Annotated in this window: 21 protein-coding genes; 4 read left to right on the top strand and 17 right to left on the bottom strand. The window is 36.1% G+C overall.

Annotation, left to right across the window (positions count from 1 at the left end):
- Window positions 1-107: 107 nt before the first annotated feature.
- The 5 genes from asnS to pyrH all read right to left on the bottom strand — a co-directional run bounded on the left by asnS (window position 108) and on the right by pyrH (window position 8,594).
- Entirely contained in the window at window positions 108-1,550 is a 1,443-nt protein-coding gene (asnS, locus tag C8N46_RS02585) for an asparagine--tRNA ligase (RefSeq protein WP_108113282.1), read from the bottom strand.
- A 491-nt stretch (window positions 1,551-2,041) separates the two neighbouring features.
- A complete protein-coding gene (locus C8N46_RS02580) occupies window positions 2,042-4,468 on the bottom strand; it encodes an efflux RND transporter permease subunit (protein ID WP_108113281.1) in 2,427 nt (808 codons plus the stop codon).
- A gap of 47 nt (window positions 4,469-4,515) precedes the next feature.
- On the bottom strand, window positions 4,516-7,038 hold the full coding sequence (locus C8N46_RS02575) for a DUF5686 and carboxypeptidase-like regulatory domain-containing protein (RefSeq protein WP_108113280.1): 2,523 nt from the start codon (window positions 7,036-7,038) through the stop codon (window positions 4,516-4,518).
- Window positions 7,039-7,225: 187 nt separating this feature from the next.
- A complete protein-coding gene (frr, locus tag C8N46_RS02570; RefSeq protein WP_108113279.1) occupies window positions 7,226-7,780 on the bottom strand; it encodes a ribosome recycling factor in 555 nt (184 codons plus the stop codon).
- A 106-nt stretch (window positions 7,781-7,886) separates the two neighbouring features.
- Window positions 7,887-8,594 (bottom strand): UMP kinase, encoded by a 708-nt coding sequence (pyrH, locus tag C8N46_RS02565; RefSeq protein WP_108113278.1) that lies wholly within the window; start codon window positions 8,592-8,594, stop codon window positions 7,887-7,889.
- Between the two features lie 598 nt (window positions 8,595-9,192).
- Between pyrH and C8N46_RS02555 the strand changes: the two genes are divergently transcribed.
- Window positions 9,193-9,429, top strand: a complete 237-nt coding sequence (locus C8N46_RS02555; protein WP_108113276.1) for a hypothetical protein — start codon at window positions 9,193-9,195, stop codon at window positions 9,427-9,429.
- Between the two features lie 71 nt (window positions 9,430-9,500).
- Here the strand turns inward: C8N46_RS02555 and tsf are convergent, their stop codons facing one another.
- The 4 genes from tsf to rplM all read right to left on the bottom strand — a co-directional run bounded on the left by tsf (window position 9,501) and on the right by rplM (window position 12,384).
- Entirely contained in the window at window positions 9,501-10,466 is a 966-nt protein-coding gene (tsf, locus tag C8N46_RS02550) for a translation elongation factor Ts (protein WP_108113590.1), read from the bottom strand.
- Window positions 10,467-10,572: 106 nt separating this feature from the next.
- Window positions 10,573-11,364, bottom strand: coding sequence for a 30S ribosomal protein S2 (rpsB, locus tag C8N46_RS02545; protein WP_108113275.1), 792 nt, complete (start codon window positions 11,362-11,364; stop codon window positions 10,573-10,575).
- Window positions 11,365-11,540: 176 nt separating this feature from the next.
- Window positions 11,541-11,927 (bottom strand): 30S ribosomal protein S9, encoded by a 387-nt coding sequence (gene rpsI, locus C8N46_RS02540; protein WP_108113274.1) that lies wholly within the window; start codon window positions 11,925-11,927, stop codon window positions 11,541-11,543.
- Between the two features lies 1 nt (window position 11,928).
- Window positions 11,929-12,384, bottom strand: a complete 456-nt coding sequence (gene rplM, locus C8N46_RS02535; protein WP_108113273.1) for a 50S ribosomal protein L13 — start codon at window positions 12,382-12,384, stop codon at window positions 11,929-11,931.
- A gap of 276 nt (window positions 12,385-12,660) precedes the next feature.
- Here rplM and C8N46_RS02530 point away from each other — a divergent pair, with 276 nt between their 5' ends.
- Window positions 12,661-13,659 carry an SGNH/GDSL hydrolase family protein gene (locus C8N46_RS02530; protein WP_146169704.1) on the top strand — a complete coding sequence of 333 codons (999 nt, stop codon included), beginning with the start codon at window positions 12,661-12,663 and terminating at the stop codon, window positions 13,657-13,659.
- A 231-nt stretch (window positions 13,660-13,890) separates the two neighbouring features.
- Here the strand turns inward: C8N46_RS02530 and C8N46_RS02525 are convergent, their stop codons facing one another.
- From C8N46_RS02525 to C8N46_RS02495, 7 genes are all read right to left on the bottom strand, one after another.
- Window positions 13,891-14,703 carry a TerC family protein gene (locus tag C8N46_RS02525; protein WP_108113271.1) on the bottom strand — a complete coding sequence of 271 codons (813 nt, stop codon included), beginning with the start codon at window positions 14,701-14,703 and terminating at the stop codon, window positions 13,891-13,893.
- A gap of 13 nt (window positions 14,704-14,716) precedes the next feature.
- Window positions 14,717-15,916 (bottom strand): SGNH/GDSL hydrolase family protein, encoded by a 1,200-nt coding sequence (locus tag C8N46_RS02520; protein ID WP_146169703.1) that lies wholly within the window; start codon window positions 15,914-15,916, stop codon window positions 14,717-14,719.
- A 12-nt stretch (window positions 15,917-15,928) separates the two neighbouring features.
- On the bottom strand, window positions 15,929-16,894 hold the full coding sequence (locus tag C8N46_RS02515) for an acyltransferase family protein (protein WP_158269061.1): 966 nt from the start codon (window positions 16,892-16,894) through the stop codon (window positions 15,929-15,931).
- Window positions 16,895-16,896: 2 nt separating this feature from the next.
- Window positions 16,897-17,556, bottom strand: a complete 660-nt coding sequence (locus tag C8N46_RS02510; RefSeq protein ID WP_108113268.1) for a methyltransferase — start codon at window positions 17,554-17,556, stop codon at window positions 16,897-16,899.
- A 9-nt stretch (window positions 17,557-17,565) separates the two neighbouring features.
- A complete protein-coding gene (locus tag C8N46_RS02505; RefSeq protein ID WP_108113267.1) occupies window positions 17,566-19,086 on the bottom strand; it encodes a B12-binding domain-containing radical SAM protein in 1,521 nt (506 codons plus the stop codon).
- A gap of 30 nt (window positions 19,087-19,116) precedes the next feature.
- Window positions 19,117-20,187, bottom strand: a complete 1,071-nt coding sequence (locus tag C8N46_RS02500) for a radical SAM protein (protein ID WP_108113266.1) — start codon at window positions 20,185-20,187, stop codon at window positions 19,117-19,119.
- A gap of 597 nt (window positions 20,188-20,784) precedes the next feature.
- On the bottom strand, window positions 20,785-21,153 hold the full coding sequence (locus C8N46_RS02495) for a DUF2200 domain-containing protein (protein WP_108113265.1): 369 nt from the start codon (window positions 21,151-21,153) through the stop codon (window positions 20,785-20,787).
- 152 nt (window positions 21,154-21,305) lie between these two features.
- On the opposite strand from C8N46_RS02495, the gene C8N46_RS02490 reads away from it, so the two are divergent.
- Together C8N46_RS02490 and C8N46_RS02485 are read left to right on the top strand one after the other, a co-directional pair.
- Window positions 21,306-22,421: an SGNH/GDSL hydrolase family protein gene (locus C8N46_RS02490; RefSeq protein WP_108113264.1), complete on the top strand. Its 1,116-nt coding sequence runs from the start codon at window positions 21,306-21,308 to the stop codon at window positions 22,419-22,421.
- Window positions 22,418-24,007 carry an ArnT family glycosyltransferase gene (locus C8N46_RS02485; protein ID WP_108113263.1) on the top strand — a complete coding sequence of 530 codons (1,590 nt, stop codon included), beginning with the start codon at window positions 22,418-22,420 and terminating at the stop codon, window positions 24,005-24,007. Before C8N46_RS02490 ends, C8N46_RS02485 begins: the two co-directional genes overlap by 4 nt.
- Window positions 24,008-24,339: 332 nt before the next feature.
- On the opposite strand, the gene C8N46_RS02480 is transcribed toward C8N46_RS02485, so the two are convergent.
- Window positions 24,340-25,344, bottom strand: coding sequence for a sensor histidine kinase (locus C8N46_RS02480; protein WP_108113262.1), 1,005 nt, complete (start codon window positions 25,342-25,344; stop codon window positions 24,340-24,342).
- Between the last annotated feature and the right edge of the window lie 27 nt (window positions 25,345-25,371).

The following is a 25,371-nucleotide window of genomic DNA, read 5'->3' as shown; positions in this document are numbered from 1 at the left end:
AATTCCTGTCTTTGGAAAGAAATTGTAAGATGTTTTTTCAAGAAGAAATAAAAAAGCAGTCATTCAAAATAAATGACTGCTTGGTTATAGAATTTATTTTTTAAAATTTAAAACTCTGCGTTTTGTGGAGTTCTTGGGTATGGAATTACATCTCTAATGTTGCTCATTCCTGTCACAAACATTACCAAACGCTCAAATCCGAGTCCGAAACCTGAATGTACTGCTGTTCCGTATTTGCGAAGTTCTAAATACCACCACAATTCCTCTTCAGGAATGTCTAAAGCAGCCATTTTCTCCTTTAATACGTCTAAGCGCTCTTCACGTTGCGAACCGCCGACAATTTCTCCAATGCCTGGGAATAAAATGTCCATAGCGCGAACCGTTTTTTCATCTTCGTTCAAACGCATGTAAAACGCTTTGATATTTGCTGGATAATCAAATAAAATCACCGGACATTTGAAATGCTTTTCTACCAAGAAACGTTCGTGTTCACTTTGTAAATCTGCGCCCCATTCGTTGATGATGTATTTGAATTTTTTCTTTTTATTCGGTTTTGAATTGCGTAAAATATCAATCGCTTCTGTATAGCTTACACGCTTAAAGTTGTTATCAATCACAAAACGCAACTTCTCTGTTAAGGTCATTTCACTGCGTTCTGCTTGTGGTTTTGATTTGTCTTCTTGAATCAAACGGTTTTCTAAAAACGCCAAATCATCCGCATTGTGTTCTAACACATAACTCAACACCGATTTCATAAAATCTTCTGCTAAGTCCATATTTCCAGCCAAATCCATAAAAGCAACTTCGGGTTCAATCATCCAAAATTCTGCCAAATGACGTGATGTATTTGAGTTTTCGGCTCTAAATGTTGGTCCAAATGTATATACTTTTCCTAAAGACATTGCGTAGGTTTCCGCTTCCAACTGTCCAGAAACTGTTAAATTCGTTTCCTTTCCAAAGAAATCTTTTGAATAGTCAACATTTCCATCGTCATCCAACGGTGGATTTTTAGCATCGAGTGTGGTCACGCGAAACATTTCTCCGGCACCTTCTGCATCACTTCCTGTAATAATTGGTGCGTGCATGTAGTAGAAACCATTCTCATTAAAATATTTGTGAATGGCAAACGATAACGACGAACGCAAACGCATTACCGCGCTAAAAGTATTTGTACGCGTACGCAAGTGTGCTTGTTTACGTAAAAATTCTAACGTATGTCTTTTAGGTTGCATTACGGTTTCCGATACTTCTTCCGGATCAGCATCACCTAATATTTCGATATCAGTAACTTGAATTTCTACTTTTTGTCCTTTTCCTTGACTTTCAATCAATTCACCTTTTACAGCAATAGCAGCGCCTGTACCAATGCGTTTTAGTGTTTCTTCGTTTGTATTTTCAAAATCAACCACACATTGAATATTATTGATGGTTGATCCATCATTTAAAGCAATAAAACGATTTGCTCTAAATGTTCGTACCCAACCTTTTACAGTAACTTCTTGTAGTAATGTTTCTGAGCTTAGTAACTCAGCGACTGTGTATGATTTCATCTCTCTAATATTTTAGGCGACAAATATAGTTTATTAGTGAAAACTTATGAAATAGGCTACAATAATTTTTTGATGCGAATAGATATGATTCTTAATGAAATCAATTTGATGAGAATTCCTAAAAATAGATTGAACAGATTAAAAACTTAGTGTGTAAAATTGATACGAAATGCACGTAGATTTTGTGAGAAGACTATGTTTTTATGTTGCGAGAATTCCACAAAGCGTAGAAATACCTATAAATTAAAGGGTATTACCTACCAAAAAGGGGATTTTTCCCCTTGTCTGAAAGCAACATGTTGACATATATTTGTCATGGCTATTAATCAATTGTAATCTTAATTTGTCTTCAATGATTAAGAAAATTAAGGTAGGTTTGGGGGAACCGAATAGAGTCTGAATGCTGTACCAACAGCTTCAGGCTTTATTTTTTATAGCTGTTTTGCAAAGATACCATCTTTTTTCTTACAACATAACATGTTTAGTATCCGTTAAGATTTATTATTTCTATTTTTTCTACGTACCAAGTCTGAAAGTTTTCTGTTTGGTTTTTCCGGTAAAATTCTAAAGTTAGGCTCTTTTAATACACGTTTGTTGGCAATGCTACGTTCTAGCGAAAGCAATAGAGAAGGTAATAACAGCAAGTTTGCCAACATGGCAAAGAGTAAGGTTGCAGAAACCAATCCGCCCAAAGCAACCGTTCCACCAAAGCTGGAAATCATAAATACCGAAAACCCGAAGAACAATACGATAGATGTATAAAACATACTCACACCAGTTTCGCGTAAAGCGGCATATACGGATTTTCGAATGCGCCAGTGATTGCTTTGTAATTCTTGGCGGTATTTTGCCAAAAAGTGAATCGTGTCGTCTACCGAAATTCCAAATGCGATGCTAAATACCAAAATCGTCGATGGTTTGATAGGAACGCCTAAAAAGCCCATCATTCCAGCCGTAATTAATAGCGGAAGTAAGTTGGGTACTAACGAAATTAAAATCATGCGAAACGAGCGAAATAAATACGCCATAAACAACGAAATCAAGAAGATTGCTAACGATAGCGACATGATTAAGTTATTCACCAAGTATTTGGTTCCTTTGAGGAAAACTAACGCTTTTCCTGTCATGGTAACGTCGTATTTTTTTTCTGGGAACGTGTTGTTTATTTTATTTTGTAAATTTTCTTCGATACGCTCCATTCGGTCGGTGCCGATATCTTTCATAAACGTTGTAATACGTGCATATCTTCCCGTAGAATCTACAAAACTTGCTAATAAATTGGCTTCCGATTTTGATTTCGCGGCAAATGAGGAAATCCAGTAATTTTCATTGGAAGTAGGCAAGGAGTAGTTTTTTGCCAATCCACCGAAATACGCTTGACGCGAATATTTTGCCAAACTTACAATAGACATGGGCTGCGACAACTCTGGCGTTTCTTCAATTAACTCTTCCAATCTTTCCATGCGTTTGAGTGTAGGAAGTTTGGTTACACCGTTTTTATTTTTAGTGTCAATCAAAATTTCCAACGGCATGATGCCGTCAAACTCTTCTTCAAAAAAGCGAATATCCTTAAAGAAATCTGCGCGTTGTGGCATATCTTCAATCAAACTTCCTGAAATTCGAATTTGATAAATTCCAATAATACTGACTACGAGTAGCGCTACCGAAACAGCATATACGGCAAATCGGTGATGACGCACCATTTTTTCCATCCAAGACACAAAAGCACCAATCCAACGTTTATTTAAGTGATGCAAGTGCTTCTTTTTTGGCAATGCCATGAAACTGTATATGATTGGAATAATCAACAATGACAAAATAAAAATCGCAATGATGTTGATTGATGCTACAATTCCGAACTCTTTTAAAAGTTTACTTTCCGTGATGATAAACGTCGCAAAACCAGCCGCAGTTGTCATATTGGTCATCAACGTAGCATTTCCAATTTTAGAAATTACACGTTGCAACGATTTTGCCTGATTTCCATGTTTTTTGACTTCTTGCTGATATTTGTTGATAAAGAAGATACAATTCGGAATTCCAATCACGATGATTAGTGGCGGAATCAAGGCTGTTAATACGGTGATTTCATAATTCAACAAACCAATCACGCCAAACGACCACATTACACCAATAATTACGACGATCATCGAAATAAATGTAGCGCGAAATGAGCGGAAGAAGAAAAAGAAAATTAAACTGGTAATGAGCAAGGCAGCACCAATAAACAAACCAATTTCGTCGACAATGTTTTGCGAGTTGAGTGTGCGAATGTATGGCATTCCCGACACGCGCAAATCCATGCCAGTTTCGGCTTCAAACTCTTCTATAATTGGTAAAACTTCACTGTAGATAAAATCTTTTCGCGTGGCGGTATTTACAATTTCTTTATCTAAATAAACGGCTGTACGGATGGTTCCTTCTTCGTTAAACAGCAAGCTTTTATAGAACGGTAAATTTTGAAAAAGTTCATCGCGAATGGCTTCGGCTTCTTCTTGGGTTTTGATTTTTCCTTTGACCAAATCTTCCAAATCAAAGCGTTGATTTTCGTCGTCTTTAATGAGTTTTTTAAGATTGTCTGTCGAAATCACCGCACTTACTTCCGATTTCGCATAAAAACGCTTGCTAAGGCGATTCCATGCATTGAATTTTTCTGGAGTAAATAGTGAGCTGTCTTTTACGGCAAGAATGATTAAGTTGCCTTCTTCCCCAAAAATACCAAGGAATTTGTTGTATTCGTTGTTAACAGGGTGATTGTCAGGCAATAAATTCGCTTCCGTATAGGAGAAACGCATGTTTTTCCATTGATATCCTAAAAATATCGTCATTCCTACCACAAGTGTCAAAATGATTATTCTATTGCGAAGAATCAGTCGTGCGACACTTGCCCAGAAGCGCGTATTTATCCATTTAATCATTGTTCCGTTTTTGCTCGTGCAAATTTAGGAAAAACGATTGAAGTCCGCTAGAATCCTAAACTAAAATAATACGTGAATTTAAATGAGAGGTTATCTTCAAACTTTGGTAGGTGATATGCACCGTAACGATACATAAAACTCAAACCGAAACCAGCAAATAGCTGATTGATTTCAAAACCAGATTCTGAAAAACCGTGTTGTAACGAATTGAATTGTTGTCCTAAATGACGTTCAATATTGTCTGCATCACCAATGGCAAATCGTGAAATTAATATCAATTCTGGGCGAAAACTTTTACCTATTTTAAATGGTTTGAATTGATGTTTTACCTGAAACATCGCGTATTTGTCAGAGAAAAATTCGTTGAAATACATGGTTTCGAAACTGTTTCTTCCAGCAATGGAAAAACGCTGTAAAAGCACGTCTTTGTTTGGATTGTTTGGCGAAGTGTGGTACAAGTGCGAAATTGGAATATCGCCCAAACCTAATCCACCTTTTATCAAAAACGAAGTTACACCTTTGTTGAGAGGACTAATTTCATACGCTATACGCGCATCAAATTTTGTATAATTGAAATCGCCTCCTAAAAAGCCATCAAAACTTTGCGTTGCCTGAAATGCAAATTGTGGAAATCCGCGCTTTATTTCACTTCGACCGTGACGTGTTTGCATGTACTCACTAAATGGATTCCATTGCACCGAAAAGGTAGCTTCCGTGATTTCGTACGAGTTGAAAATTTCACCATTATTGACAAATCCGTAATCGTAGGTTGATTCTATATTGCTTTTAGAAAGCATCAAGTTCGCATGTGTTTTCGCCGTAATTTGGTGTTCGATATTGGCTGTGAGTCGTCGTGTTTCATAGAACAAATCAATGTTGAATAATCGCGGTTCAAACAACGAAAAAGCGCGTCTATCTGTAATAAATCGCGAACTTCCAGTTTCCACCAAATCGTCCGTGTACGACATGCCAAACCACGTTTGTGTTCGTTTGTCCAATCGCGCTGCAGCGCCCACGCCAAATTTAAAATCTTGATCGCGCGTTCCATACACTCCATACGCATTGATGCGGTATTTGGTAGAAAAATTCGCATTGGTAACGCCACCAAGTCCCAAACGAAAGGCTTCGTAGTTGTTGTATTTTATCAAGTAGCGCAAATCCAAATCGACATATTTTGTCGGGTAATATCCTCTGATGAGTTTTCGCGCTAGGTAAATATCTTTTTCTACATCGTCTTTCTCAATAATACTGTCCAACACAAAATAGGTTTCCTTTCCGCGTTTGGTAATGCTATCTGTTCGGAATTGATTCCAATACGCTTCATCTCGGTTATGTGCTTGGTCTTCAATTTCAATTTCCAAACCGCGTCCACGAATGGTCACAGGTTTGTTGAGCGATAAATCAAAGTTTTTCGTTTTAGAAATTAAATAAACAAAGTCGCTCACATCTTGCTTATTGGTATTTACTGTTTTGATGCTGTCTTGTTGTGTGCTGCGCGATACACGAACGGAAGTTCCAAAAATCGTCACAGGTTCGTCGGTTTTACCTTTTCGAATTTGAATTTCTTTATCGGTTGGAAACCATACTTGAAAAGTTTCGTTATAGTCAAAGTTTTGAACGGCTTTGATGTCAATCACACCTTTTATTTCTGCAATTCCTTTTTGAAGCGCGTACGACTCACGGTCGATATACAAAATTCCTTCGAGTCCCGAAGTTTCTTCTTTTTTTTGGGGACTGTAATAAATCATATACGATTCACGATTGTTATTGCTCACCGTATCTAAAATTTTGTATTTGTATTTGGAAAGTGCATTTCCCGCCATCGGTCCCGCATACGCCGTTCCAAAAAGTTCATATTTGTTGTTGTAGAAGGAAAACGACTGAATTTTAATGCCCAAAAGTTCATAAATCGGTTCTTTAAATCCTGCCATGCGTGTAGCTAGAATTTTTTCGCGTTTTCCTTTGGAGTCTGTAAACGAAATTTCGCTGACTTTTTCCGTCATGTAAATATGACTTCGCGTGATATCTTTTTTAAAACTATAATTGGTTGAATCGACTTCTTTGAAGATGAGTTTGCCGTCTTTTTTGGTGAAAACAGAATCAATTTGCCCGTTGATAGAATCTGGATTCGCTGTGACCAATAGTTTGTTGTACGCTGTTAATTTGAACGAATTCAGTTTGCGCTCAGGATCATTTTCTTTCTTTCTATCAATCGCATCACGCATGATTTGCAATGCAGGATTTTCTTTGTTGTACAGTACTACAGCGTCCAATGCTTCTTGCGAAGGTTGCAATTGTACTTTTAGATAGTTGGTATTTTTCGAAATAGGAATCACAGCGGTTTTGTAGCCTATATAGGAAATTTTAATGGACATAACGTCATCATCTAATACAAGATTAAATTTCCCTTCTGCATCAGTGATGGTTCCTTTTGTTTTTGAGATAGAAATATTCGCAAATGGCAGCGATGCTTTGGAAGTTTTGTCAATGACAATTCCTGAAATTCTTTGTTGTGCAACGGCAGCAAAAGAAGTGAGCAATACAATAAAAATCAATACTGATTTTTTCATCTAGTAGGGTATGTTTTAATGGTCAGTTGAAAATTGGTCGAAACCTTTGTATGTAACTATCAATCTTGAACGTACAATCCACCTTCATTACGTATTTTAAATATAACGAAAAAGGAAGTATAATGTTACAAAAAATAAAGCGACCTCAGGTCGCTTTATTCTTAGTTTATTATAAGTTTAACGTTTTTTACACCGTCATGATTTCTTTTTCTTTTATGGCGTAAATTTCGTCAATCTTCTTTACATATTTGTCTGTCAATGTTTGAATATCAATTTCGGCATTGTTTTTTAAATCGTCAGAAATGTCTAGCTTTTTGATTTCCTTATTAGCATCTTGGCGAGCATTTCTGACACCAACTTTAGCGTCTTCTGCTTCTGCTTTGGATTGTTTTGCCAATTCCTTACGACGTTCTTCTGTAAGTGGTGGCACATTGATGATAACAGATTCTCCATTGTTCATTGGGTTGAATCCGAGATTTGCTACTAAGATTCCTTTTTCAATTTCAGAAATCATGCTTTTTTCCCATGGTTGAATAGTAATGGTACGCGCATCGGTACTGTTTACGTTGGCAACTTGCGCCAAAGGTGTTTGTGAGCCGTAATATTCAACCATCACACTTGATAGCATGGCTGGAGAAGCTTTTCCTGCTCTGATTCCTAATAATTGTTTATTTAAGTGCATTATGGCACTGTCCATGGATTCTTTTGTGGTGTCTATTATAAATTTAACGTCTTCGTTCATAATTATCTTTTAATTAATTTCATGCAATTTAACGTTACATCATACTAATTTATATTAATTTTTTTTATTTCGATCGAATAAAATCAAAAACTACGCCAGTTTTAAATTACAAATTCACTTTTGTGCCAATGTTTTCTCCAGAAACTACTTTGAGTAAATTTCCTTTGGTATTCATGTCAAACACAATAATTGGCAATTCGTTTTCTTGGCTTAGTGTAAAGGCTGTAGTGTCCATTACTTTGAGACCTTTTTTCAATACTTCATCAAAAGAAATGTGATCAAATTTGATGGCTTTTGTATTTTTTTCTGGGTCTTCGTTGTAAATTCCGTCGACACGTGTTCCTTTTAAAATGACATCTGCATTCACTTCAATAGCGCGTAATACAGCGGCAGAATCGGTTGTGAAATACGGATTTCCTGTTCCTGCACCAAAAATGACAACACGCCCTTTTTCAAGGTGACGAATGGCTTTTCGCTTGATGTAGGGTTCTGCAACTTCTTTAATTTCGAGTGCGGTCATTAAACGTGTGTAAATGCCAGCATCTTCCAAAGCGCTTTGCAATGCAAGTCCGTTAATTACCGTGGCTAACATTCCCATGTGGTCGCCTTGTACGCGATCCATACCATTACTTGCACCGGCAACACCTCTAAAGATATTTCCACCACCAATAACAATGGCAACTTCAATTCCTAAGTCAACAACTTTTTTTATTTCTTCAGCATATTCGGCTAAACGTTTTGGGTCTATTCCGTATTGTCTTTCGCCCATGAGCGCTTCGCCCGATAGTTTTAGTAAAATTCTTTTGTATTGCATTGTGTTCTGTGATGAGTTTTGCAAATATAGCAAATAATGAAGTCTACAAAAATGTTTTGAAAAGCGAAAATGGAGTTTTTTTATTTTTCGTTCAGATAAAATTTTGACAACATAAAAACATTACACATAAAAAGCTCTTATAGTAGACATAACTTCTTTTAATTGAAATTGAAATTTTATTAAGACATCGTTAACATATTTGCAAGCGTATCCTAAATATCTTTGTAAAGCAGTTAAACATAGTGCATTAAGCATCTTTATAAAGTATATGTTTTTGTTAGTTGGTATTATACTGAAACAGTCTTAAATAAAGTGTTGGTGTTGCATCGCTTGGCAATGCCAATTGTTCTCCCGCTTAGTACTATTGATGCAACAGGTCATTTCAGTAGTGAAACTATTGAATTAAAATATTGCTTACAAAGCAACAGTTGTAAAAATTGCAGTTATGAAAAAGAAAAAAAAGAGTTGTCCATGTGGCAACTTTTTTTGTTGTGGGATGTTTTTAAACTAAAAAAGTTAACGTTAAAGGGGAATTCTTCTTTTAGGATATTTGTAATATTTTTCATTAATTTAATGAATTAATTTTAAATCATTTACCATGAAAAAAAAGAATCTTACAACATTACAACTTAATAAGATAGCAATTTCTAATTTTAAAAGTCTTAAAGGCGGATATGAAGAAACTTTTATAGCTATGTGTAACCAAGACACTGAACTTGGTGATTGCGAAGATACTATGAATTGTGAAACTCAAGGTGGTTATGCTTGCGGTGAAACCATTGGTGCATTTTGTGGCTTTCGAACTTATGAAGCTGAAAGCTGTGGTTGTTACTAGAAAAATAAAAAAAAGGATTGTCAATAGTGACAATCCTTTTTGCTATATAAAAACGCCGAAGCGTATATTGCTTATCCTAAAGATACACGTTTGAATCCTGTTACTTCAACGTCTCCAAAAGTTGAAACGTATTGTGCAACAGTTTTCTTATCGTCTTTGATAAAATCTTGGTCTAATAAACACTGCTCTTTGTCTAAAGTTGTGTTATCAGAGATGAATCTTTCCATTTTTCCTGGTAAAATTCTATCCCAAATTTTTTCTGGTTTTCCTTCAGCAGCCAATTGTGCTTTTGCTTCTTCTTCTGCTTTTGCCATTACTTCGTCTGTCAATTGAGACATAGAAATGTACTGAGGAACATTTTTCAACGTTTTTCCTAAACGTGCTAATTCTTCGTTATCTTTTTCAATTGCCGCAATTCTAGCTTCTGTTTCAGAGGCTACAAACGCAGGGTCAAAATCTTTGTAAGATAATGTAGTTGCTCCCATAGAAGCCACTTGCATAGCTAAGTCTTTTGCCAACTCTTCAGCATTGTCAACGTTAGCAGATAAACCAACAACAGCAGCAATTTTGTTAATGTGAACGTACGAACCAACATACGGAGCTTCCAATTTTTCGAAACCGTTGATGTCAATTTTCTCACCAATAACACCTGTTTGCTCAGTTAACTTATCAGCAACAGTAATACCTCCAAAGTCAGCAGCTAAGAACTCTTCTTTAGAGTTGTAGTTGATTGCTAAATCAGCGAAATCTTTTGCTAAGGCAACAAAACTTTCGTTTTTACCAACGAAATCTGTTTCACATCCTAAAACGATTACGACACCAGCAGTATTGTCTGCATTTACTTTTGCAGCAGCAACACCTTCAGACGACTCGCGATCTGCTCTTTTTGCAGCAACTTTTTGTCCTTTTTTACGAAGGATTTCAATTGCTTTATCGAAGTCACCTTCTGCTTCTACTAATGCTTTTTTGCAGTCCATCATTCCTGCACCGGTAGCTTTTCTTAATTTACCTACTTCTGCGGCTGTAATTTTTGCCATTTTATTGTTTGTTTTAATGTTAGTACGTTCATTCATCATTTTCAAAACGAGCAGCAAAGCTACTTATCTTTCTTAGGAGAATGAACGTATCAACGTTAAATAATAATTATTTTGTTTCTTCTTCTTTTGCTGGAGTTTCCGCTTTCGCTGGAGCTTCTGCCTTTGGAGCAGTCGATTCTTTTTCAGCTTTCTTAGCTTCTTTTTCAGCTTTTCTATCAGATAATCCTTCGATTACAGCATCTGTAACGTGTGTTAAGATATTCTCGATTGATTTTGAAGCGTCATCATTTGCAGGAATTACATAATCAACCTCTCTTGGGTCTGAGTTAGTATCAACCATTGCAAAAATTGGAATGTTTAATTTTTGAGCTTCTTTAATCGCGATATGCTCACGCTTGATGTCTACAACGAACAATGCACCTGGAAGACGTGTCATATCAGAGATAGAACCTAAGTTTTTCTCTAATTTTGCTCTTAAACGATCTACTTGTAAACGTTCTTTCTTAGATAAAGTCATGAACGTTCCATCTTTCTTCATTCTATCAATTGAAGCCATTTTTTTAACGGCTTTTCTAATCGTTACAAAGTTAGTTAACATTCCACCTGGCCATCTTTCAGTGATGTACGGCATGTTAGCTTTCCCTGCTTTTTCAGCAACGATGTCTTTTGCTTGTTTTTTGGTAGCTACGAATAATATTTTTCTACCTGAAGCTGCAATTTTCTTTAAAGCTTCGTTTGCTTCTTCAATTTTAGCAGCTGTTTTGTATAAATTGATAATGTGGATTCCATTGCGCTCCATGTAGATATACGGCGCCATGTTTGGATCCCATTTTCTTGTCAAGTGTCCAAAGTGTACACCTGCTTCAAGTAAGTCTTTTACTTCTATGTTATTTGCCATTTTTGTAAATAGTTTACGTTCCGTTGAATTAGCAATAGCTAAGTAGCAATCTGTACAAATCGGTCTTACCTATTTAGATGCTAAACTAAATTTCACTCTGAAAGTGAAACAACGACAACATGATTTTAATTTCAATAATAAATGAACAGTACGTTTTTTTGAAAAACGACCAAAAATTAACGTTTCGAGAATTGGAACTTCTTACGAGCTTTCTTCTGTCCAAATTTCTTACGTTCAACCATTCTAGGATCTCTTGTTAACAATCCTTCTGGTTTTAATACCAATCTGTTTTCAGCATCAATCTCACATAAAACTCTAGAGATTGCCAAACGAACAGCTTCAGCTTGTCCTGTAGATCCACCACCATAAACATTTACGTTTACATCATACGTGTCAACAGTTTCAGTCAACGCGAATGGTTGTTTTACTTTGTACTGTAATGTTGGAGTTGGAAAATACGTTTCAAATGCTTTTTTGTTTACGGTAATGTTTCCAGAACCTGGCTTTACGTAAACACGAGCAACAGCGGTCTTTCTACGACCAATTTTGTGAATCACTTCCATGTTACTTTAAATCATTTAAGTTAATAGTAGTTGGTTTTTGAGCTTCTTGTCCGTGCTCAGCGCCAGCATACACTTTAAGGTTACGGAATAATGCGCTACCTAATTTGTTTTTTGGCAACATTCCTTTTACTGATTTCTCTACTAATTTTGCAGGATCTTTTGAAAAAAGTTCCGTAGCAGAAAGTGTTCTTTGACCACCTGGATATCCTGTATGACGAACATATGTTTTGTCTGCCCACTTGTTTCCAGTTAAGTTGATTTTTTCAGCATTGATAATAATTACATTATCTCCGCAATCAGCATGTGGTGTAAAGCTAGGCTTGTACTTACCTCTAAGTAATTTTGCTACCTTAGAAGCCATACGCCCTAGCGTCTGTCCTTCAGCATCTACTAAAACCCATTGCTTATCTGCAGTAGCTTTGTTTGCTGAAATTGTTTTGTAGCTTAATGTATCCACACTAATTTTTTTAATAATTAAACATTCCTATCTCTTTAAAAGAGTCCGCAAAGGTAAGATTTATTCTGTAGATAACAAACTCATTTGAAAGAATCCTTGAAATAGTTAAAAGTATTGGTTTTCATTAGCTTACTTTTTATTTTCAGAATGTAAAAGGTTTTGTTTTTCGTGTTTTATGTGAATGAAAAAATCATTTTGTCGTCGAGTTGGGTTTCAAATTGATAAAAAATTATTCAAAATTTGATTTTAAACCTATCTTTGGTCAAATTGTAACCGATGAAATTGTTGCCAAAAATAAAGAAGATTGTTCTTAATGCTTGTATCATTCTCGTGTTGAGTTTGTTGTTGTTTGAAGTACTCTATCGGTATTCCATCATCGATTTTTACAAAGCCGAAACCGCGCATTTGAATAGCGAAGCAGATTTGACAGCGACTTCCGTAGATTTTTTAGTGTTTGGCGATTCGTTTTCAGCTACAGCAAAAGAAATCAATTATATAGATAAGTTGCGCGAATACAATCCTGAAAAGACGTTTGTAAATGTGAGCGTTCCTGGCATTGGCATTCGGCAAGTAAACACTTTTGCGCGTTCAAAAATCAAAAAGCACAAGCCAAAGGCCATTATCTATCAAATATATGTAGGAAACGATTTAACCGATGTTGATCATTTGTGGAGTTGGAAACAATTTTCGTTGATGAGAAATCTCTATTGGGGAATTTCTGATTATTTTTTGAGCCTTTCGTATCTAAACCACAAACTTGCTGCTTTTAGTCCGCGCGTTACTAGTAGAAGTTACACGATGGCAACGGATGAATTTCGCCCAGAATATTATGATGAACGCACCAAACGTTTTTTAAATTTTGATGCGAGCTATTTTAACAATACGTTGATGCTTAAAGCACCTTTTGCTTCCCGATACGAAACATGGTTAGCCGAAATGCACGAATTTTTAGAAACGATTCCTGAAGACATTCCAGTGTATTTGGTTTGGATTCCGCATTGTTCGCAAGTCAATTCATATTATCGAAATAATCTAAACGAAATAGGCGCTAGGTTTGAAGATGAAGTTGCTATACAACAATCCGATTATCCATTTTTCGCAAAAGCAACACAAGATTTACAGCAATACAAAAACGTAAAACAACTAAATCCGTTGTCAGTTTTTCAAGTGAACGATACGAATGATAATCGTTTGTACTTCGCCAATGATCCGCATATTAACTATGAAGGAAATACAGTGTTGAGCGATTTTTTACAGTCGGAATTGCCGCTTTAATTAAAGAGCAACGTCACTACGAGAAGCACAGCGACGCGGTAGTCTGTTTGCTTCATAGTTCAAGTATGCTTTTGAAAGAAACAGATTGCCACGAATTTCGATGAAATTCTCGCAATGACGTATCAAAGTATTTTCAAACCGTCAAGTTGAACTCAAGTGCTGAACTAGATTAAGTATCATTCAACTTCCCATAAGAGTAAGAAAAAATTAAAAATCAAAAATCAAAAATCCTCACTCCTTACGGTCTTGCGCTTCTTTCTTTGCTAAGAGATTTTTCTGGTAACGACCTTGAACAATATCAATAATGACTAAGGTAATAATGACAAAGTAGAAGGTAGTTTTGCTCATTGGCGTGATTTTATTGCCGAATAATTCGATGTGTGCCAAATGTCCGCCTTCGGTCAACAACATGATTCCCACAATAAATAAAATGAACAATCCGAGCACTTCATACATTTTGTTCTTCTGCAAGAAGTTCGATACTTTATCTGCCATCACAATCATTAACAATCCACCCAAAATAATGGCAATCGTCATTAAAACTAATTGAGGTGTAGCGTCCATATCGCTCGTTAATGCCATCGCACTTAAAATAGAATCGAACGAAAACACCAAGTTCATAATCACAATCCAAATAATGACACTTTTAACCGATTTCTTACTTTCCTTACCTTCTATTTTGGCGTGTTCTTTCATGAGCATCATGTGCCAAATTTCTTTAACGGCGGTGTAAATGATAAAAATTCCTCCTGCCAACACAATCAAACTGTGTCCATTAAGATCAAATTCTATAAAAGTATTGCTGTGCATGGACAAAAACGGATTTTGGAAATATTTAATCAATTCCAACAATACAAACAACAACACAATTCGCAAAATAATTGCCAAGCCAACGCCCATTTTTCGAACGTACGATTGCTTGTCTTTTGGCGCTTTTTGTGATTCTAAGGAAATGTATAATAAATTGTCAAATCCTAAAACGGCTTGCAGCAACACAAGCATAAATAAGGTGAAAAGACTGTCTAAAGTTAAAAGTTGTTCCATGTTTTTATCGTGATTATTGATTGATTTCTGTTAGTTGATTGATAACGGCGTTTGTTACAGTATCCTTTTCTTTCGTTGCCAGTAACGGTTGCAAATACGTAAACATTCGCCCAGCGACTAATTGATTGCCGCGTTCGCCTGTATGGCAAAAGTCAAAATAAATAGTTTTCTCAGTATTGTCAAACGCATCGCTAATATCTATAAACGTGTCATCGTTGATGAATACAGCATCTTTTCGGACATTTTCATACGAAAGCGTGTATAGGTTTTCGTAATATTGTTGCTGTTGGAAATAATTTTTTTCCGCTTCTGACAAGGTTTTCTTGGAGTAAATATTTGGTTGTAAAAAGTTAAATACTTTAAAACCATATTCGTTTTCCAGACTTTTGGAAAGCTTCACAAAACCCACATAATTTTTGGCAATATCAATTGCCAATGAGTCTCCTCTAGCACTTAATTGCTTGTACGCGGAACCTGAAAATATTTTGCGTTGCATCGTAGTGATAAATCGGTACAAATTGCTTGTAGTTATCATCAATTTGATGCGTTTTTTGTAACTGTGCGCAATTTTAAATTCTTTTTTTCGATTGTAAGCATTCGTTGGTGTTCCCGCTTCATTATTTTGATGTGCCGAAATCACTTCGTTGACGCCATCATAAAAAATCACGATGTCTGGAATATTATTTTGAATCAATTCTCGCTGTAGCTGAATGTTTTCTGAAGCGCGTGTGTAGCCGTGACACCCAAAATTGGTAACTTCCACATTCTGATTGGGAAAGGTTTGATGAATTAATTTGGACAATTCTGACGGAATTGTGTATTCGTCGCGAGCACCCGAACTGTACATCGTAGAACCGCCAAAGCAAAATATTTTTAGCGCGGTGGCAGAATCTTTCAAGCTTGGATTGCTGGTTTTTCTGCGTCCGTTTTTGTAAATCGTGTTGAACTTTCCATTCATCGGTTGAAAGCGATAATGCAAATACGGTTCCCAAATCATGTCTTGTTGGCGCAATTCACGATGAATCGTTTTAATATCGTCATCACTCAAATCAGTACCTTCATAAATTCCTGAAGCAATAATGCGTTCGGTATTTTCGTCAATGCCGCTTTTGTCATAAAAATGATAAAAAATCCCCAATCCAATTTCCATTAGAAAGAAAATAATCAATACGTTTCGAAATAAAATAAGGGCGAATTTGAGTTTTTTCTTCACGAGTAGGATGGTTTATAAAATGTATTTCAATTTTTTATTGAGTAAAATTAATAGATAACTAGCAATTCCAGCTACTAAAATAGTCACAAATAGCAATGTTGGTGAATCTAACGTGAAAAAACGATAAATTAGAAAGATAATGAACGGATGTATTAAATAGAGCGCAATTGAATACGACGCTAATAATTTACTATTGAGATTAGCGTTCTTTTTAAACACAAAAGCAGCAATTAACAACATCGGAGCTAAGAATAGGTAAGAAAGATACGTGTTGAGAATTACTTTTCCCGTTATAAAATAATACGCAATCAAATTTTCTGCAATGAAAAGTGTGAAGCTTGTTATCAGTAAAATCGCAACTAATTTTTTGCTAAGTTTTGTGTGAACGTTGGTGCGTCTTATCACATAACCCATACTTAGTAAAGGAAATGCAAATAGTAAAAAATTTCGGTGTAACGGCGGATAGTTAAGCAATTTGTCCAGCGTAGGTTGTTGCGAAAACACATGAAGCTGTCCCACATATTGAATCGCAATTCCAAGCAAAAGGAACAAAAACGCAGCTGCAATTAATACTTTATTTGACATCTTTCGAAGTTGATACAAAACCAATCCGCCAACGAGCAATGCCGCCAAATACCATAAATGATTAAAGCCAAACACCAATGTTAACATCATTTTTAAAACATTAAAATCTTGTAAATACGTCCAAAAATAGAAATATATCAACATCCAAATTGCATATAAAATACCCACGCGTTTCAACCACGTTTGCATGCGATTATTTTTAAAAACAGCATATAAAAAGAAACCATTCACACAGAAAAAAAAGGGAACGGCAATTCGGAAAATTCCGTTGGTAATAATTCGAAAGCTTACTTCACTATACTCATACAAAAAGTGACAATGCGCACCAATCACAAATAATGCAGCAATAACTTTAAAAATATCGAGCAATATGTTTCGCGACGTTGTTTGCAAGTTTAAGACGATTTTTGAAGACTAAATATATAGTTTTTCTCTTTGACTACGGTTTTTTCTAAAATCAATTCGAACGAAAGTTGGTTTTTTTGAGCGATGTTTTTAATTGTTTCAATATCACAATCTTCCGAAAGAATCATCCATGTATGTTCAGCTAAATTGTTAGGTAATTGCTGAAATAAGTTCTCAAAATACTCAAAATGTTCGCCACAAAACCACGCACGCTCTTTTACATTTTGCGGTGTTTTTGGATAATAGGGCGGATTGATAATGATATACTCAAACTGTTGATTGGACAAGTTTTCAAACAAATCAGAATACACAATTTGCAACGGAATTTCGTTTTCTCGAGAAGCTTCTTTCAGTAAATCCAATGCAGTTTGGTTGATATCAGAAGCTGTCACATTTGCACCTTTAGAAGCGGCAAACAACGAGATGATTCCCGAACCGCAACCCAATTCTAAAAAGGTTGTATCCGTTAGATCTAATGATTTTAAATACTCCAATAAAATTTTGGTACTAAGCGTAAACTTAGGTGGAAACACGGCTGAATGCATTTGAATAGTAATGCCTTCAAACGTAAATTTTCGCTGTTTGGAAGTATATTTATCAAAGAAAAATTTCGCAACAGGAAACAAGCGTTTTTTTAGTTTTTTAACCATATTTCCAACTTATTCTGAGTAGAAGCCTTCAATTTCTGGCTGACGGTATTTCCAAATTTTGTGCATAACTTTGATTTCATACGGAAACTTATACCAACCATATTTAAAACGATAGCCCGATGCCATTTTTAGCAACCATTTTTTGTAGCCTTTAATTCGAAAATCAGAAGCTGTTGGATAATAGCCGTTCAACACCGTTTCAAAATTTTGAATTTTATCAATCATATACGGTTTTAGCCAAGGTGTGAGGGGATTTCTTCGCAAATCGAATTTTTCCCAACTTGGTTCAATCCATTCTTCCAATTTGGTTGGAAATGCAAACCCTGCTTTTGTAATTTGCTCATACAATTCCGAACCTTCTGTCGGAACCGGACTGTACAAGTAAATGATAATTTCCGCATCCGGATTGATACCTTTAATCTCACGAATAAAATTGATGTCCCACAAAATTTGCTCGTAGACTTTCTGCTCGTTTTCGCCTGGCAAACCGAGCACAAACGACAATTCAGGAATAATGTCTACCGCTTTCATGCGCTTTACAAAATCCTTAATCATTTGTCCAGTTTGCGTGCCGCCTTTGTTCATCTGCTTTAGCACTTCATCGTTGCCTGTTTCGGCACCTAAAAAAATCATGCGACAACCTGCTTTTCGCATATAATGCAAATCTTCATCCGAATATTTATTAATCGTATCAATACGACCTTCGCCCCACCATTGAATATTATCGTCTATGACCAATTTGGAGAATTCTAACACACGTTTTTTGGACGTAAAAAAGTTGTTGTCGTGAAACTCTACCGCGTGAATATTGTATTTTTCTTTAAAATATTTCACGTCTTTATACACGTTTTCCGCAGATTTTGCTTTCCATTTTGCATTGTAAATTGGCACCACGGCACAAAACGAACACGTAAATGGACAGCCCATACTCGAATGATAGGCAAACGTTCGTTCGCCCATAAAGGTTTTTGCCAAATAGCGCTCAAGCGGATAAAACTCGTTAAAATATTCATACGGATATGGTGGCAATGTATCTTGATCGAGCAAGGCTTCTTTAACGGTTTGCCTTATCTCTCCGTTTTCATCTATGTAAATTAAATTGCGAATCAGAGATAATTTTTCATCACTTTTTCCTTCTAAAACATCTAATAATTTTGGAAAAGTATTGTCTCCAGGACCATTCACAATATAATCTACATAGCCAGAATTCATACACGCCTTAAATTGATTCGAAGCAAAATAGCCACCCCAAATATTTACCGCATCTGGATACAATTCCTTAATCTTTTTTGCGTACGGAATGGCTTGTTTCAATTGCGGTCCAGGCATCACAGTCAAACAGAAATACTTGAACTCGCCCGTAGCAAAATAATCATTGATTTTTACCCAAGGGTCTTTCTCCATATTTCCATCCACAAACACATAGTCATATTTTCCATGAATGGACGCGCCTACCTGAATGATAGTATTTGGTAAGCGATGCTTTGCATTGGCACTTCGCGGATTGAATATGATGATTTTGTTTGACATGAATATAGTTCTTATTATATTTTTTGAGATTTAAAACGCACTACAACAACGACTGCACGCAGGTAACAAGCCGCCGTTTTTTGATAAATCGCTTCGGAATTTTGACAATACGCGACCGTTCCAGATGTGCTTTAAATTTTCTTGGTAAATATTTCCCAATTCCAAATTATAACAGCGTCCGTGTGCGGGAATGACGCTTCCGTCAGATTTTATCATGACATTGGTAAACACATCGTTGCACATTTTTCCAATCTGCTTTTCAGGTTGGTGATAATATTCGTGTAATTTTTCTTTGGAAGCAATTTCTGGTGAAAAACCCACAGGAAACTTATAATTTCTCGATTTTATTTCGGCAATTTCTTCCCAAAGTACGTCCAAATCAAAATTATCAATATTCACTTCGTCAACGTTAGAAGCTGTTGCTGGATAGGAGTGTGCCCAAATTTGATTGTGCGAATCGGCAACTTTTTGTTCCACAAAATTAGAATGCATAAACCCGATTTGTTGCAGCGGATAGTCTTTAAAAAAGTCTAAAAACTCCGTTAAATAACCAATATTCCATTCCGTAATCACGCAAAAAACACCAATAGTCGCGTTCGGATTGATGCGCAGTACTTCTTCAATACCTTCAACAGCTTTTTGAAACGATTTTTTATGCCCGCGAATTTCATTGTGAATGTCTTGCGGACCGTCTAGTGAAATGTATACATTGCTATCGGCTACGATTTTTGCTTTGTGTTTTAATGTCAACGCATTAGTCGTAATAGCAGATTCGATTCCTTTTTGTTTGGCATAGAGCAACGAAGCTTCCAAATGCGGATATACCAAGGGCTCCGTAAACGCGTAGCCTAATTTTGAGGAAGGATAAAATTCCGCCATTTGGTCAATAATTTGCTGAATCAATTCCAACGGCATGTTGATAGGATGTGTTCCCACCAGATTTTGCGCAAAGTTAGAATCTAGATTTTTCGTGCCAACATCGCACATTTTACAATGCAAATTACACACATTATTCACACCCAAAATAATCCACTCTGGCGCAAACATGTATTTGTTTGGCAAGAATTTTTGGTTGACTTTCTTTAACGTAGCGATGCTCATGTGCAATTTTATTGTAATGCCGTAAAACTACAAATCTAAACGCAAAAAGCATGATGAAATTCGGGTTTTCAGTAGAAAAATTACGACAACTATTTCGATTGGGTTTAAATAATGAGATGTCTGTTTTGAAATTTTGAATGTTGGATGTTGAATTTTGAATTGTTTTTTTAGAATTGAGGATGTTTTAAATCAAAACTTTTGTCAAGTTGAGTTTGATTCAATTTTCCATAAGAATAAGGAAAAGTCCTTAATCAACAATCAAGGAAATAGGTGTTGAGCGATTTTTTACCATCGGAGTTGCAGCTTGAGTAGTTTTGTCATTCCGCATTCATTGCGGAATCTACTCAGAAACTAAATGGATTCCTGCCTTACTTCGGCAAGCTCAGTACAAGTCGCAGGAATGACATAAAGAATTCAAACGTCAAGTTGAACTTGATACTGAAATAAATTCAGCATAGGTTTTAACTTCTCATAAGAGTGCGGAAAAATCAAAATAGATTCCTGCCTTACTTTGGCAAGCTCAGTACAAGTCGCAGGAATGACATAAAAGTCTAATATCTACAATCTAACAGCAAAGCGATCCAAAGCGAAGCGTATCTAAATTGCCGAACGCAAAATCTTCTCCATTGTACGACCTTTTGCCAATTCGTCCACGAGTTTGTCTAAATACCTTGTTTTACGCGTGAGTTCGTTGTCGATTTCTTCAATGCGATAGCCGCAAATCACACCTTTAATCAAATGTGCGTTTGGGTTGAGGTTGGCTTTTGCGAAGAATTCTTTGAAAGTAGCTTCATTTCCGATGAATTCTTGCAATTTCGCTTCGTCAAAACCTGTAAGCCATGTAATCACTTGATGCAATTCTTCTTTGGTTCTGCCTTTTTTCTCAACTTTGGTGACATAATGTGGATAAACGGAACTAAATTTCATGTTGGCAATGCGCTCATTGTGTGCGTCGGTGACTTTCATCTTTGTGAATTTTAGGTGTTTTATAAAACTACAATAATCTTGGGCAATCGCAAAACGAGATTCGTCAACTGTATTTTTTTCAATTTCATGTACAATCTTTTCTGAGAGACTGTATATTTGTTTCTATCACACCAACCAAAAAATAGCATTCGTTGAAAAAACGTGTTTTCAAATTCATTAAAAACTTCATTCTTATTTTCGGAATTACGTTTGTGTTGCTCGAAATTGTGTTAGCCATCTATATTCGTGTAGCAGAAATTAAGATTGAATTGCCAACCTACACCTTTCAAAACACACACAGTTTTTGGTTCGATTTGGATGTAAATTTTGGCACCTTGCATTTGCCGAACGATAGCTATCGTCAAAAAAAATATTGTTTTGATGTCGTCTATGAAACCAATTCCAAAGGCTTTCGTGATGTAGAACGAGCCGTTGAAAGCACAGGAAAACGTGTCGTTGCTTTGGGCGATTCGTTTACAGAAGGTATTGGCGTAGATTCAGAGAATCGCTTGACAAATCTGCTGGAAAGCGACACACATATTCCACATTTAAACTTTGGCTTGGCAGGAAATTTTGGACCAACACAATATTGGATGTTGTACAAAACGCATGCGCAAAGGTACAGTCACGACGCTGTTTTGGTTGGTATTTTACCGTCCAACGATTTTATTGACGATGATTATGAAATTGCCTTAAAAGTGGGTGGCGATCGGTATCGTCCGTTTCTCAAAGGAAACTATCCGAACTATGAAATTGTCTATCACACCCAAAATATCAACGATTCCAAAGCACGCCCAAAAAAGCAAGGATGGAAACATAAAATTTTAAAGAATTTTACGTATTCGTACAATATGTATCGGTATTTGCGCGTGATGAAAAGAGTCAGTACGATTCCAAAAGAACAATTGCTAGTAGCGGAAAAAGTGCCAAGTTATTTTAACTATTCGCAAGCACAATTTGACCGTTTGCGATTTACGTTGGAAGCCATAAAATCCTTGGCAGGAAATCGTCCTGTAATGGTGTATAGCATTCCGATTGAAAAAGAAATCAAAGCCTATCGCGAACACGGACAAAATCCGCTCGGAACACAATTGAAAGCGGTGTGCGATTCGCTTCAAATAGAATATTTGGACTTATTACCCAAAACCAATCAATTTTCAGAAGACGAATATAAAGCGCTGTTTTTATCGTGTGACGGACATTGGAGCGAAGCTGGAAACGCTTTTGCCAAAAAAGAAATTGAATCGTTTTTTAGGTACTATCAATGATGAAATTTTTCAAAAAATATCAAGAGTATTTCGGATTGCTGCTGTTGTGGTTGTTGCTCATTTTACTCATCAATCCAGTAGGCGATTTTCCACTGAATGATGATTGGTGTTATGGGAAATCGGTGAAAACCTTATACGAAGAAGGGTATTTAAAACTCTACAATTGGGGCGAAATGACCTTAATTGCACATGTATATTGGGGTTACTTTTTTACCGAAGTTTTTGGCTTTTCGTTTACCGTATTGCGTTGGTCAACACTACTCATGGGATTTGCGACTATCATTGGAATGTATGAACTTTTCAAATTGGCAAACTTGTCGCGTTGGGCAATTTTTGTGGGAATTGTATTGTGTGTGATGAATCCGATTTTTTTATCGCTGTCGTTTTCATTCATGACCGATGTGCCGTTTATGTGCGTAACGATTTGGGCTTTTTTCTTCTTCGCGAAAGCGTTACAAACAGACACATGGCAACCCATTTTTTTGGCAATATTCTTTTGTTATTGGGCATTTTTAATTCGCCAATTGGCATGGGTTTTTCCACTCGTATTTTTGGTAACATTTGTGATTGTAAAACCACGAAATCGAAAAAATTTACTCAAAGCTTTCATGCCATTATTAGCGTTGATGCTTTTTTCGTTGGTGTTTAATTATATCATGGAAACGAACAATTTGTTGCAAGAACGATACAATTCAAAGTTCAATTTGCTCATAGATAGTATTTTGAATGTAAATAAAGTTATCATCATCAATGCGTTTTCGTATTTCTGTCGTACCATGGCGTATTTGGGAATCTTTTTAGTGCCAATTCACCTATTATATTTTAAGAGATACACTTTTAAAGGTTCTGTAATTTCAGCAATTGTATGGACAATTTTGATAACTGCTTTTTTAATTTGGTCAGGAAAAGAAATTCCAAGTTTAGACAACATTTGGATTGATTTTGGAGTCGGTCCAACAACCTTAGCAGACGACGGCGGAAGTTTTACCAAAAGCCCTGAACCGACAATGCCGAAATGGTTTTGGCAAATTATTACCACAATCGGCGTATTTTCAAGTGTAACATTGGTTTTTCATATTCGAAATATGGTTCTTGGTGTGTTTCGTAAAAGGCAGGTCAATTCGCTTGTCATTTTATCGTTTGTATTTTTTGTTGTGTATTTGACGCCGTTTTTAATGGTTGGCGTGTACGATAGATATTTGCTGCCCTTATTTCCTATCGCGATTGTCTTTTTGGGTGCGAATTCAACAAAAGTTTTCAAAAAAAGCTATCAATATGCCACGTATGGTTTCTTGGGAATTTTGACGTGGTTTTCTGTATGCGCCGTGCATGATTATTTATCATGGAATCGCGCACGTTGGGAAGTGATACACGAACTCACAGAAACCGTTCCTAAAAATCAACTGCAAGGCGGCGTAGAATATGTTACGTGGAATTTTTTCTCCGAAACACAAGAAAAATGGTGGGAGCAAGTCACGCCAACATACACGCTAGTTTTCAAACCAGCAAAGCATCAAAAAATAGTAAAAAAGTACAAATATTCGCGTTGGTTGTTTGGAGAAGGCGTTTTTTATTTGGTGAAGTGATTTTTTTTAGATTCAGGAGTCAGGATTTTTAGAGTCTGGAATCTAGATGTTTTTTAGTATTTAGATGTTAGTATTGAGAATTGAGAGACTTCAAAATGTCAGTTCAGGAGCGCAGTCGAGAACCTTTTGTATTTCTAGCTGAACTCTGAACTCTGGACTTATCTCACTACTCATATCTCAAATCTAATTATAGTTTCAATTCACCTTCTGAATCAAATAATTAGGATTGTGGTCTACGATTTTAAAAGTGTCATTTTCAATAGTTTTATATTGCTTCTTAAAAAATTTTTGAAGTCTTTTTTTCATGTGATGAATTGGTGATTTTAATCAATTTATTTCACTAAACGCTTCGGATATAAAATCACAAATGCTGTTCCTAATTTTCCATCCGATTCCACGCGAATGCTGCCTTGATGTTTTTCTAGAATTTTTTTGACGATAGACAAGCCCAATCCCGTGCTTTCGTTTTTGTTTTTATCGTCCAACGTTTGAAAAACTTCAAAGATTTTTTGATGGTATTTCGGAGCAATTCCTGGTCCGTTGTCAGCAAAGGTAATTTCGTAAAAATCGGAGGTTTCTGTGCTGGAAATCGTGATTTTACAAACGTCTTTATCGTTATATTTTACAGCATTTCCGACTAAATTTGATAGGACTTGCGACAACTGAATTTTATCACCATATACCGTAGGAAGTGTGCTTTTTTTGACAATTTTTACCTTGTCGGGATTTGGATAACTTTTAGTTTCTCCGCGTAGCATTTTGTTCAAATCAACCGACTCAGGATTGATTTTTCCAATTTTGGAATAATGCAGAATACCATCAATCAAATTTTCTAGTCGTTTCACGCGTCCTTGCATGGTTTCTAGATGGTCATACACGTCATCTGTTTCACCAGCTTCCAAATCTTCCTTAATAAAAGACGCCAAACTCGAAATACCGCGAATCGGTGTTTTTAAGTCGTGCGATGTGATATAAGCAAATTGCTCTAATTCCTTGTTTTTGAGCTCGGTGTCGTCTAAATTTTGATTGAGTTCTTTTAAACGTTTAAAACTATCCAATCCAGTGCGAACTACAATAAACACAAAGAGCGATCCCATAAAAAAGATAACACCCGAAAGCACCGCTAACAAGTCCGTTTGTCCCAAAATCACTACGGTTGCTACTGCCAAATATCCCACTAAAAAAATCAGCATTAAAATGCGGAGTTTTTTCCAATTTCCTTGTAGTTGACTATCGGGAAGTGTGTTGAAAATCTTTTTGGTATATCGCGCACTTAACAACATGATAAACGCACCCAACAAAATAAGTGCAGCAATAAGGTAGTCGTAAAAGTGCATAAAGAGTTGTTGTTCTTAAATTCGGGA

Origin of the sequence: Kordia periserrulae, from assembly GCF_003054265.1 — a bacterium.
Taxonomy (GTDB): domain Bacteria; phylum Bacteroidota; class Bacteroidia; order Flavobacteriales; family Flavobacteriaceae; genus Kordia; species Kordia periserrulae.
The sequence above is the reverse complement of the archived record's forward strand: the minus strand, read 5'-3'. Positions and strand labels throughout refer to the sequence as shown.